Here is an 11,657-nt window from a genome sequence, read left to right on the forward strand (position 1 = left end):
GCCCCGGGGCCGCCCGGACACCGAGAGCGCCGACCGCCTCACCGCGGCGGGAGCGAGGTGCGCCGGAGGGGCCGGGTGAGCCCGGCCGAGGCGAGATGCACGGTGAACCCGCAGGGCACGGTGCCCTCCGGCGTGATGAGATCGGCGACGTCGGCGAGGAAGTCCTCACGGAGCCGGACGACGGCCCGCTCCTCCATCGGCGCGAGATCGTAGAGCCCGGACACGGACTCCCACACCTGCTCCAGGGTCCCGCCGATGTCGATGGGCACAATCTCCCACTCGACATCCCCGAACCCCGCCGGCCGGAGAACCTCCTGGAGCCCCTCCCGGCCGCGCACCCGCGGGTCCCCCAACGCGGGGATGCGCGCGGGGGAGTGCTCGCCCGCGCGCCGCAGCAGCCGGACGAAGCGCTCGTACGCCTCCCCGCCGACGGCCCCGCCGCCCACCGCGCACACGAGCACCCCGCCCGGGACCAGCACCCGCGCCACCTCGGCCGCCACCTGCTCGATGTCCCCCATGAGCATCAGCGCGAGATGGGAGACGCAGGCGTCGAAACTCCCCTCGGGGAACGGCAGTTCCTGCGCCCGCCCGGTGTGGAGCCGCGCCGCGCGGAGCGCCGGCCGCCGTCGCGCGAGCGCCAGCGACTGCGGCGACAGATCCACCCCGGCGAGCTCCCTGCCGCCGCCCCGCGCGAGCAGGTCGAGCAACAGGCCGTCCCCGCAGCCGAGATCGAGCACCCGCCGGTGCCCGGCGACCCGGTCGCGCACCAGCTCGTAACTGGACCGCCCGTCCGGCCCCCGCCCCCGCCCGAACGCCTCGGCGGTCACGGCGGGCCGCACGGCGTGGAAGGACCGCAGGAATTCCTCTTGCACGGCGCTGTTCGTCATCCCCCGAACCTACGGCTCCCCGCGCCGCCCCGGCCCCCGGAACGCGAGACCCGGGGGCGCGGAGGGCGAGCGGCCCCGGGGCGACGCCGGGCACACCGAGCCCCCGGCGTGCGGAGTCCCCTTGCGGGCGGACCGTACGCGCGGCGTGGGCAGGGGTTCCGTTGTGCGAACCGAGGTGTTCTGCTGGGCCTGGTGGACGGTGCGCTCACCCTCGATCTGACGCCCATGCGCCGGGTGCGTGTCGAGCCGGAGCCCCGGACCGCCGGGGTCGGGGGAGGGAGCCGGGCCTTTTGCGCAACTGCGACCGGCCGGCCGCGGTCAAACGCGCCCGCGACCCGGACGACTTCTTCCGGGCCGACCAGAACATCCCGCCCGCCTGAGCCCGACCGGCCCCGGTGCGGGGGGTTCCGGGGAGGCGTCCGGGCGGGCACTGTGGGAGGGAGGCGGTCCCTACGACTCCCCCGTATGCCTAGGCGGTGACAGGCGCATGGCGCTGCGGTTCGATGCCGGACGGGTTTGTCTGGATCTGCTGGCGACCGGCCATCCAGGTGAACGGCTGGACTCCGTCCGGGCGTTGTGCGGCTGGATCGAGGAGGCCGGGCTGGTGCCGGCCGGTACGGAGCTCGGGCACGCCGACGAGACCTGGGTCGTGGGCTTCAGACAGGTGCGCGCGGACATAGGGCAGTTGGTGCGGCGCGGCGGCGGCCCGGTGCCGTACGGGAGGGCGCTCGGCCGGGTCAACGAGGCGGCCCGGGGGACGCCGCCCGCGCCCTGTGCCGTACGGCGCGGGGACGGGACGCTCGTACGGGCGCTGGCCGCGCCGCCCGGACCCGCCGCCCTGCTCGCGCTCCTCGCCCGGGACGCCGTGGACCTGCTCACCGACCCCGTCGCGCGGGCCGCCCTTCGCGAGTGCGAGGGGGACAACTGCCCGCTCCTCTACCTCGACACCTCCCGGGGCCGCCGCCGGCGCTGGTGCTCCAGCGAGGTCTGCGGCAACCGGGAGCGGGTGGCCCGCCACCGGCGCCGGGCGGCCGCCCTCACCCGCGCCTGAGCCCCCGGCCGCCCCCGGACGGCCGCCTTCAAGATCACGAGGTCCGTCGAAGCACCCGGGTCCCGTAGCCTCGCCCGCCCCCCTTCGCGTACGGTTGACGGCTGCCCAGCACGTCAGAAGGGGGCCCGGTGGCCGCTCAGGTTCAGCATTCCGCGGTCGGCTCGGAACAGGACGCACAGGACTCCGTGCGCGACCGAGAGATCAGCGTCGAACAGGCACATCTGGACCGGGTGTACCGGCGGCTGGAGGAGAAGATCCACGAGGCCGAGTTCCTGATGAACGACGCGGCCCAGCGCGGCCAGGTCGGCACTCCCGGCGCGCTCGCCGAGCGCGACGCGCAGGTCTTCCGTGCCGGTGTCCACCTGAACCGGCTCAACAACGAGTTCGAGGACTTCCTCTTCGGGCGCATCGACCTGCTGCTCGGCAAGGACGGCAAGAAGGGCCCCGACGGGGCCTACACGGCCGTCGAGCCGGCCGAGGGGGCCGTGCGCGAGGACAACACCGCCGACATCGCCGAGACCCTGCACATCGGCCGTATCGGCGTCCTCGACGCGGAGTACGCCCCGCTCGTCATCGACTGGCGCGCGCCCGCCGCCGCGCCCTTCTACCGGGCCACCCCGGTGGAGCCCGGACGGGTGGTGCGCCGGCGTGTCATCCGGTCCAAGGGACGCCGGGTGCTCGGCGTCGAGGACGACCTGATGCGGCCCGCGCTCACCGCCCGCCTCGACGGCCGGGAACTGCCCGTCATCGGCGACGGCGCCCTGATGGCCGCCCTCGGCCAGGCCCGCGGCCACACCATGCGGGACATCGTCTCCTCCATCCAGGCCGAGCAGGACCTGGTCATCCGGGCCCCCGCCGCCTCGATCACCTACGTGGAGGGCGGCCCGGGCACCGGCAAGACCGCCGTCGCCCTGCACCGCGCCGCCTACCTGCTCTACCAGGACCGCAGGCGGTACGCGGGCGGCATCCTCATCGTCTCCCCGACCCCGCTGCTCGTCGCCTACACCGAGGGCGTGCTGCCTTCGCTCGGCGAGGAGGGCCAGGTCGCGATCCGGGCGATCGGCTCGCTGGTCGACGGCGTGGAGGCGACGCTGTACGACTCCCCGTCCGTGGCCCGCGCCAAGGGCTCGTACCGGATGCTGAAGGTGCTGCGGAAGGCCGCCAGGGGAGCGCTGGAGCTGGGCGCCGCCGTCCCGGTGGACCCCGAGGAGGACGACGACGACACGCCGCGGGGGGCCGTCGACCCCACCCGGCTGCGTGTCGTCGCCTTCGGCCGCCGGCTCGAACTGGAGGCCGCGGAGCTGGACCGTGTCCGCCGTACGGCCCTCGGCGGCACCGCCCCCGTCAACCTGCTGCGCCCGCGCGCCCGCAAGCTGCTGCTGGACGCCCTGTGGTCGAAGTCCGGCGCCGGGTCCCGGCACACCGATCCGGAGCTGGCCGCCGAGCTGCGCTCCTCCTTCGACGAGGACATCACCGGCGAGGACGCCTTCATCGGGTTCCTGGACGCCTGGTGGCCGGAGCTGACCCCGGCGCGGGTGCTCGACGCCATGGCCGACGAGAAGCGGCTCGGCCGCTGGGCGCGCCGGATCCTCAACCCGGGCGAGGTGCGCAAGGTGGCCCGCTCGCTCAAGCGGGACGGCCGTACGGTGCACGACATCGCCCTGCTGGACGAGCTCCAGGCGATCCTGGGCGTGCCGGCCCGGCCCCGCAGGAAGCGGGAGCTCGACCCGCTGGACCAGCTCACCGGTCTGGACGAGCTGATGCCGGTGCGCGAGGAGACCCAGCGGGAGCGGGCCGAGCGGCTCGCGCAGGAGCGCACCGAGTACGCGCACGTCATCGTGGACGAGGCGCAGGACCTCACGCCGATGCAGTGGCGGATGGTGGGCCGCCGCGGCCGGCACGCCACCTGGACGGTCGTCGGGGACCCGGCCCAGTCCTCCTGGTCCGACCCGGACGAGGCGGCCGAGGCCCGTGACGAGGCCCTGGGCAGCCGCCCCCGGCGCCGCTTCCAGCTCACCGTGAACTACCGCAACCCCGCCGAGATCGCCGAGCTGGCCGCCCGGGTGCTCGCGCTCGCCATGCCCGGCGCCGAGTCGCCGCGGGCCGTACGGTCCACCGGCGTCGAGCCGCGCTTCACCCTGGTGGGGGAGTCCCTCCGGACCGCCGTGCGGGCCGAGGCGGAGCGGCTGCTGGGCCTGGTGGACGGCACGGTCGGCGTGGTCGTCGCGATGAACCGGCGCGAGGAGGCGAGACGCTGGCTGGCCGGGCTCGGCGACCGGGTGGTGGCCCTCGGCAGCCTGGAGGCCAAGGGACTGGAGTACGACGCGACGGTCGTCGTCTCGCCCGCGGAGATCGCCGACGAGTCCCCGGCCGGGCTGCGCGTGCTCTACGTGGCGCTCACCCGGGCGACCCAGCAGCTCACGGTGGTGTCGGGGAGCGGGACGAGCCGGACGCGGCCGGGGTGCCGGATCTGCTGCGCGACTGAGTTTTCGGCGAACTCCCCGCAGGGGGAATGGCATCCGGCATCCGTTTGTTAGCCTGGGTACGGCACCGGCTCGATCCAAGCCCCCGGGCCCAACCTTCGTCCCTTCGAGGGACCACTTGCCGCGAGGCGAGCATGGCGGGCCGGTGTCATCAACGTGGGAGGTCCACGTCACGACAGAGTGACGTGGGCCTCTTTCTTATGCCCGCACACTCTCGTATGGTGGAAGTCGTTTTCCGAAAAGGCACGCCAGCCGGTCATCAGCCGTGAACAAAACGTCCGCAACCGAGGGCGACTACCACGTACTGATCGGTAGGTGCGACGATCGGACGGCACAAATAGCGACACGGTGAAAGCAGAGGAAGTCGGCCATGGCAACGGCGCCCAGCGTCTCCTACTCGATGACCATCCGGTTGGAGGTGCCCGCGAGCGGAACCGCCGTCTCGCAGCTCACCAACGCCGTGGAGTCCTCCGGAGGCTCGGTGACCGGCCTCGACGTCACCGCGTCCGGGCACGAGAAGCTCCGAATCGACGTCACCATCGCGGCCACCTCCACGGCGCATGCCGAGGAGATCGTCGAGAAGCTGCGCGGGATCGAGGGCGTCACCCTCGGCAAGGTCTCCGACCGTACGTTCCTGATGCACCTCGGCGGCAAGATCGAGATGCAGTCCAAGCACCCCATCCGCAACCGTGACGACCTCTCCATGGTCTACACGCCGGGTGTGGCCCGCGTCTGCATGGCGATCGCCGAGAACCCCGAGGACGCCCGCCGCCTGACCATCAAGCGCAACTCGGTCGCGGTCGTGACGGACGGCTCCGCGGTGCTCGGCCTCGGCAACATCGGCCCCAAGGCCGCGCTGCCGGTGATGGAGGGCAAGGCGGCCCTCTTCAAGCGCTTCGCCGGCATCGACGCCTGGCCGCTGTGCCTGGACACCCAGGACACCGACGCGATCGTGGAGATCGTCAAGGCGATCGCCCCCGGCTTCGCGGGCATCAACCTGGAGGACATCTCCGCGCCCCGCTGCTTCGAGATCGAGGCCCGGCTGCGCGAGGCCCTGGACATCCCGGTCTTCCACGACGACCAGCACGGCACCGCCATCGTCGTGCTGGCCGCGCTGACCAACGCGCTGCGCGTGACCGGCAAGGCGATCGAGAACATCCGGATCGTGATGTCCGGCGCCGGCGCGGCCGGTACGGCCATCCTCAAGCTGCTGCTCGCGGCGGGCGCCAAGAACGCCGTCGTGGCCGACATCCACGGCGTGGTGCACGCGGGCCGCGAGGACCTGGTGAACGCCCCGGCCGACTCGCCGCTGCGCTGGATCGCCGACAACACCAACCCCGAGGGCCTCACCGGCACCCTGAAGGAGGCCGTGCGCGGCGCGGACGTCTTCATCGGCGTCTCGGCCCCGAACGTCCTGGACGGCGACGACGTGGCCACCATGGCGGACGGCGCGATCGTGTTCGCGCTCGCGAACCCGGACCCCGAGGTGGACCCGGCGGTCGCCCGCCAGACGGCCGCGGTGGTGGCCACCGGACGCTCGGACTTCCCCAATCAGATCAACAATGTGCTGGTCTTCCCGGGTGTCTTCCGTGGCCTGCTGGACGCGCAGTCCCGTACCGTCAACACCGAGATGATGCTCGCCGCCGCGAAGGCGCTCGCCGATGTGGTCAGCGAGGACGAGCTGAACCCCAACTACATCATTCCGAGCGTCTTCAACGACAAGGTCGCGGGCGCCGTCGCCGGCGCGGTCCGCGAGGCCGCCAAGGCGGTCGGCGCAACGGTCTGACCAGGGCGGATCGCCCGACCACGGCGTGTCGCAGGGTGCCGGGGGCTGTGAGGATCACCACGGTGGCCCCCCGCACCGGCGCGTCGTGGAACCACCTGGTACCGGGCGCCCTCTAGGGTGACGCCGATCAGGCGCTTTTCGTGTGACTCCCCAGGGTGTTCTCACGACTCCTACGGGTGCCGGATTGGCTTTCCCGCCGCAGGTAGGGGCAGGATGCGTCCCTGGGCGCGAGCGCATCGGCATCGCAGTGCCGCGGGCATGACCGCCGCGTGGCACACCCCAACGGCAAGAAAACACGGGAGTAACAACATGAACCGCAGTGAGCTGGTGGCCGCGCTGGCCGACCGTGCCGAGGTGACCCGCAAGGACGCCGACGCCGTGCTGGCCGCGTTCGCCGAGACCGTCGGCGAGATCGTCGCCAAGGGCGACGAGAAGGTCACCATCCCCGGCTTCCTGACCTTCGAGCGCACCCACCGTGCCGCTCGTACCGCGCGCAACCCGCAGACCGGCGAGCCGATCAACATCCCCGCCGGCTTCAGCGTGAAGGTCACCGCGGGTTCCAAGCTCAAGGAAGCGGCCAAGGGCAAGTAAGCGCTCCGCTGTGAGCGCCGGTCCACCGGAGCGCCGTTCGAGGTGAGCGCCGCGGGTGGCTGACGGCCCGGCGGGCCGCACCAAAGGCCCGACGACGTCGAACAGGGCGGTCCCCCTCCTCGGAGGGGGACCGCCCTGTTTGCTTGTTTGCTCGGGGTCAGCCGAGGGCCTTGCCCGGGAGTTCGACCTTGGCGCCCAGTTCCACGAGCTTCTCCATGAAGTTCTCGTAGCCGCGGTTGATCAGCTCGATGCCGTGGACCCGGGAGGTGCCCTCGGCGGCGAGGGCCGCGATCAGGTAGGAGAAGCCGCCGCGCAGGTCGGGGATGACCAGGTCGGCGCCCTGGAGCCGGGTCGGGCCCGAGACGACCGCGGAGTGCAGGAAGTTGCGCTGGCCGAAGCGGCAGTCGGAGCCGCCCAGGCACTCGCGGTAGAGCTGGATGTGCGCGCCCATCTGGTTGAGCGCGGAGGTGAAGCCGAGGCGGGACTCGTAGACCGTCTCGTGGATGATCGACAGGCCCGTGGCCTGGGTGAGCGCCACCACCAGCGGCTGCTGCCAGTCGGTCTGGAAACCGGGGTGCACGTCCGTTTCCAGGGCGATGGACTTCAGCTGGCCGCCCGGGTGCCAGAAGCGGATGCCCTCGTCGTCGATCTCGAAGGCGCCGCCGACCTTGCGGTAGGTGTTCAGGAACGTCATCATCGAGCGCTGCTGGGCGCCGCGGACGTAGATGTTGCCGTTGGTCGCCAGCGCCGCCGAGGCCCAGGAGGCGGCCTCCAGGCGGTCCGACAGGGCCCGGTGGGTGTAGCCGCCGAGCTTGTCCACACCGGTGATGCGGATGGTGCGGTCGGTGTCCATCGCGATGATCGCGCCCATCTTCTGCAGCACGCAGATGAGGTCCTCGATCTCCGGCTCGACGGCCGCGTTGGACAGCTCCGTGACGCCCTCGGCCAGGACGGCCGTCAGCAGCACCTGCTCGGTCGCGCCCACCGACGGGTACGGCAGCGTGATCTTCGTACCGCGCAGGCCCTTCGGCGCCTCCAGGTACTGCCCGTCCGCCCGCTTCTCGATGGTCGCGCCGAACTGGCGCAGCACGTCGAAGTGGAAGTCGATGGGCCGGCCGCCGATGTCGCAGCCGCCGAGGCCGGGGATGAACGCGTGCCCGAGCCGGTGCAGCAGCGGGCCGCAGAACAGGATCGGGATGCGGCTGGAGCCGGCGTGGGCGTCGATGTCGGCCACGTTGGCGCTCTCGACGCGCGTCGGGTCGAGCACCAGCTCGCCGGGCTCCTCACCCGGACGGACCGTCACCCCGTGCAGCTGGAGCAGCCCGCGCACGACACGCACGTCACGGATGTCCGGAACATTGCGCAGCCGGCTCGGCGCGCTGCCGAGCAGCGCGGCGACCATGGCCTTCGGTACGAGGTTCTTCGCACCGCGGACACGGATCTCGCCCTCCAGCGGGTTTCCGCCGTGGACAAGCAGGACATCGTCGTTGACGGTCATGAATCTCGCGTTCCGATCAGATGGGCAGGGGGGGCCGCCGATCACGGGCGGGCCGTGGGACAGGGTAATCGCCGATCACCCCCCGTCCGTAAGTCCGCGTACCGCCCTGTCGCGTCTTAGGTGTGTCACAACACGAAACGTTTGCAATCGGACACACGCGGTCACCGGGCGTGAGCGTGCGCCGGGCCTGCTTCCACGCACCCTGAGCTGCGTTCACCCGGGCACTCCGATTGGCTCCCCACTCCAGGGGAAGATGCGGGATCATGTCTGGCATGACCGAGGTGTCCTCGCTCACAGGGCGGCTGCTCGTGGCCACCCCCGCCCTGGCGGACCCGAACTTCGACCGCGCGGTGGTGCTGCTCCTCGACCACGACGAGGAGGGCTCCCTCGGCGTCGTCCTCAACCGCCCCACCCCGGTGGGCGTCGGCGACATCCTGGAGGGCTGGGCCGAGCTGACCGGCGAGCCCGGCGTCGTCTTCCAGGGCGGCCCCGTCTCGCTGGACTCCGCGCTCGGCGTGGCGGTCATACCGGGCGGGGCGAACGGAGAGCGCGCCCCGCTGGGCTGGCGGCGGGTGCACGGCGCGATCGGCCTGGTCGACCTGGAGGCGCCGCCCGAGCTGCTCGCCCCGGCCGTCGGCTCGCTGCGGATCTTCGCCGGGTACGCCGGCTGGGGGCCAGGCCAGCTGGAGGAGGAGCTGGCCGAGGGCGCCTGGTACGTGGTGGAGTCCGAGCCCGGCGACGTGTCCTCGCCGGAGCCCGAGCGGCTGTGGCGCGAGGTGCTGCGCCGCCAGCGCAGTGAGCTGGCGATGGTGGCCACGTATCCGGACGACCCTTCGCTCAACTGATACCCGGTCGCTTCAGTACCCTGGGCAATATGAGCACTCTTGAGCCCGAGCGCGGGACTGGTACGGGGACCCTCGTAGAGCCGACGCCGCAGGTGTCCCACGGCGACGGCGACCACGAGCGCTACGCCCACTACGTCCAGAAGGACAAGATCATGGCGAGCGCCCTCGACGGCACCCCCGTCGTGGCGCTGTGCGGCAAGGTCTGGGTGCCGGGCCGCGACCCGAAGAAGTACCCCGTGTGCCCCATGTGCAAGGAGATCTACGAGTCCATGAGCGCCGGCGGCGACAAGGACAAGGGCGGCGACAAGGGCAAGGGCAAGTAAGGCCCCGCCTCCCGCGGTGACCCGCGAGGGCCCCGGCGCGCTTCGGCGTGCGCCGGGGCCCTCTGCCGTACCCGCGGGCGCCCCGGCCGGGAGGCCCGGACCGCCGATTGGTCGAGACCTCTTGTGGGCGGCTGCCGGGCGTCCTAGCCTCCCTGTCGACCGGCTGGTTGTACGGAGCGAAACGGCTGTTGCACAGGGTGCAACGCGGGGCGTGGAGGCCACATGGGTGACATCGGCGGCGAGCGGACGACGGCGGCCGGGGAGGCGGCGCTGATCCCGGCGCCGGACCGGATCGCGGTGCCGGACGGCGCGGCGGCGGGGGCACGCTGCGTGGTCGACGCGGACACCGGGATCGAGGCCGCCGAGGGCACCGGACGGGTGGCCCGCTGGCTGCGCTCGACGGTCGGCGCGGCGACCGGGCTGCCCTTCGAGCCGTACCGCGAGGGTGAAAGCCGTATCCGGGACGGCCGGGTGCGGCTGCGGATCGTGCCCGCGCTCGCGGACGAGCTCGGCGGCCCGGAGTCGTACCGGCTGACCGCCGAGAACAGGGTGGTCACCCTGGACGGGGCAAGCGAGGCCGGGCTGTTCTGGGCCGCGGGCACCTTCCGGCAGCTGCTCGGCCCCGAGGCTTTCCGGCGGGCCCCCGTCAGCGGTCGCGACACCTGGGAGTTCCCCGCGCTCAGCGTGCACGACAGCCCCCGGTTCGGCTGGCGCGGGCTGCTGCTCGACGTGGCCCGGCACTTCATGCCCAAGGACGGGGTGCTGCGCTATCTCGACCTGATGGCCGCGCACAAACTCAATGTGCTGCATCTGCATCTGACGGACGACCAGGGCTGGCGGATCGAGATCAGGCGCTATCCGAAACTGACCGAGACCGGCTCCTGGCGGGCGCGGACGAAATTCGGTCACCGGGCCTCACCGCTGTGGGAGGAGAAGCCGCACGGGGGTATCTACACCCAGGACGACATCCGGGAGATCGTCGCCTACGCGGCCGAGCGGCACATCACCGTCGTGCCGGAAATCGATGTGCCGGGGCATTCGCAGGCGGCCGTCGCCGCGTATCCGGAACTCGGCAACACCGACGTCGTCGACACCTCCGCGCTCTCCGTCTGGGACACCTGGGGGATCAACTCCAACGTCCTGGCCCCCACCGACCACACCCTCCGGTTCTACGAAGGGGTGTTCGAGGAGGTCCTGGAGATGTTCCCCTCGCGGTTCGTCCACATCGGCGGCGACGAATGCCCGAAGGACCAGTGGCAGAAGTCGTCGGCCGCCCAGGAGCGCATCGCCGGACTCGGCCTCGCCGACGAGGACCAGCTCCAGTCGTGGTTCGTACGGCATTTCGACACCTGGCTCGGGGCGCGCGGGCGCCGGCTGATCGGCTGGGACGAGATCCTCCAGGGCGGGCTCGCCCCCGGCGCCGCGGTCTCCTCCTGGCGCGGCTACGAGGGCGGGGTCACCGCCGCGCGCGCCGGACACGACGTCGTCATGTGCCCCGAGCAGTACGTGTACCTGGACCACCGGCAGGCCCCCGGTGACGAGGAACCCGTACCGATCGGCTTCGTGCGCACCCTGGAGGACGTCTACCGGTTCGAACCCGTTCCCGCCGCGCTCACCGAGGCCGAGGCGCGCCATGTCCTCGGCACCCAGGCCAATGTGTGGACCGAGGCCCTGGAGGACGCCCGGCGCGTGGACTACCAGGCGTTTCCCCGGCTCGCCGCGTTCGCGGAGGTCGCCTGGAGCCGGCTGCCCGCGCCCCCGGAGCGGGACTTCGCGGACTTCGAGCGCCGGATGGCCGCGCACTACCGGCGACTTGACGCGCTCGGCGTCGCCTACCGGCCGCCGGCCGGACCCCGGCCGTGGCAGCGGCGGCCCGGGGTGCCGGGCCACCCGATCGACGGACCGCCGCCCAACAGGTGATCCGGAACGGCCTCGTCCCGCCGGGCGCACCCCAACGGGCCTGCCGCGCACAGCGGATAGAACAAAGAGCGGAAAAACCCCGACAGCTTCACCGAAGAGTGGCAATTCGCGCGCACCGGTGAAGTGGTGCGAAACCGGACCATCTCCCTGATGAGGTGGGCGAATGCCTCCTAGCGGACCCCCGCGTTCGAGCCCTGCGAAGATGTGCCAGAGTTGCCACGTCCGCCCTGTCAGCACGTACCGTACGGCGCAACAGGCGGGACCAGGTGGGGC

The 11,657-nt window shown here is 72.2% G+C and carries 9 protein-coding genes and 1 pseudogene; 8 read left to right on the plus strand and 2 right to left on the minus strand.

All coding sequences use genetic code 11. The annotated features are described in order from the left end of the window. Positions 1 to 38: 38 nt before the first annotated feature. Positions 39 to 887, minus strand: a complete 849-nt coding sequence (locus GHR20_RS22360) for a class I SAM-dependent methyltransferase (RefSeq protein WP_153814178.1) — start codon at positions 885 to 887, stop codon at positions 39 to 41. Between the two features lie 290 nt (positions 888 to 1,177). Here GHR20_RS22360 and GHR20_RS36865 point away from each other — a divergent pair, with 290 nt between their 5' ends. The 5 genes and pseudogenes from GHR20_RS36865 to GHR20_RS22380 all read left to right on the plus strand — a co-directional run bounded on the left by GHR20_RS36865 (position 1,178) and on the right by GHR20_RS22380 (position 6,798). Next, positions 1,178 to 1,267 carry a BBE domain-containing protein gene (locus GHR20_RS36865; protein ID WP_194858959.1) on the plus strand — a complete coding sequence of 30 codons (90 nt, stop codon included), beginning with the start codon at positions 1,178 to 1,180 and terminating at the stop codon, positions 1,265 to 1,267. 107 nt (positions 1,268 to 1,374) lie between these two features. Next, complete coding sequence (locus GHR20_RS22365; RefSeq protein WP_153814179.1) at positions 1,375 to 1,938, plus strand: CGNR zinc finger domain-containing protein; 564 nt, start codon at positions 1,375 to 1,377, stop codon at positions 1,936 to 1,938. A 128-nt stretch (positions 1,939 to 2,066) separates the two neighbouring features. Next, positions 2,067 to 4,423, plus strand: a pseudogene (locus GHR20_RS22370) (UvrD-helicase domain-containing protein). A 368-nt stretch (positions 4,424 to 4,791) separates the two neighbouring features. Beyond that, the gene (locus GHR20_RS22375) at positions 4,792 to 6,207 is read left to right on the plus strand and encodes an NAD-dependent malic enzyme (RefSeq protein WP_111584368.1); all 1,416 of its coding nucleotides are present in this window, start codon (positions 4,792 to 4,794) and stop codon (positions 6,205 to 6,207) included. A gap of 309 nt (positions 6,208 to 6,516) precedes the next feature. Then, complete coding sequence (locus tag GHR20_RS22380; protein ID WP_014673024.1) at positions 6,517 to 6,798, plus strand: HU family DNA-binding protein; 282 nt, start codon at positions 6,517 to 6,519, stop codon at positions 6,796 to 6,798. A gap of 157 nt (positions 6,799 to 6,955) precedes the next feature. On the opposite strand, the gene murA is transcribed toward GHR20_RS22380, so the two are convergent. Next, positions 6,956 to 8,296 (minus strand): UDP-N-acetylglucosamine 1-carboxyvinyltransferase, encoded by a 1,341-nt coding sequence (murA, locus tag GHR20_RS22385; protein ID WP_111584369.1) that lies wholly within the window; start codon positions 8,294 to 8,296, stop codon positions 6,956 to 6,958. Between the two features lie 272 nt (positions 8,297 to 8,568). Here murA and GHR20_RS22390 point away from each other — a divergent pair, with 272 nt between their 5' ends. The 3 genes from GHR20_RS22390 (at position 8,569) to GHR20_RS22400 (ending at position 11,384) form a co-directional block, all read left to right on the plus strand. Next, the gene (locus GHR20_RS22390) at positions 8,569 to 9,141 is read left to right on the plus strand and encodes a YqgE/AlgH family protein (protein WP_161215296.1); all 573 of its coding nucleotides are present in this window, start codon (positions 8,569 to 8,571) and stop codon (positions 9,139 to 9,141) included. A gap of 29 nt (positions 9,142 to 9,170) precedes the next feature. Continuing rightward, positions 9,171 to 9,464 (plus strand): DUF3039 domain-containing protein, encoded by a 294-nt coding sequence (locus GHR20_RS22395; RefSeq protein WP_194858960.1) that lies wholly within the window; start codon positions 9,171 to 9,173, stop codon positions 9,462 to 9,464. Positions 9,465 to 9,686: 222 nt separating this feature from the next. Continuing rightward, positions 9,687 to 11,384 carry a beta-N-acetylhexosaminidase gene (locus tag GHR20_RS22400; protein WP_153814181.1) on the plus strand — a complete coding sequence of 566 codons (1,698 nt, stop codon included), beginning with the start codon at positions 9,687 to 9,689 and terminating at the stop codon, positions 11,382 to 11,384. Positions 11,385 to 11,657: the final 273 nt, after the last annotated feature.

This window comes from Streptomyces sp. SUK 48 (assembly GCF_009650765.1).
In the GTDB taxonomy this organism is placed as follows: domain Bacteria; phylum Actinomycetota; class Actinomycetes; order Streptomycetales; family Streptomycetaceae; genus Streptomyces.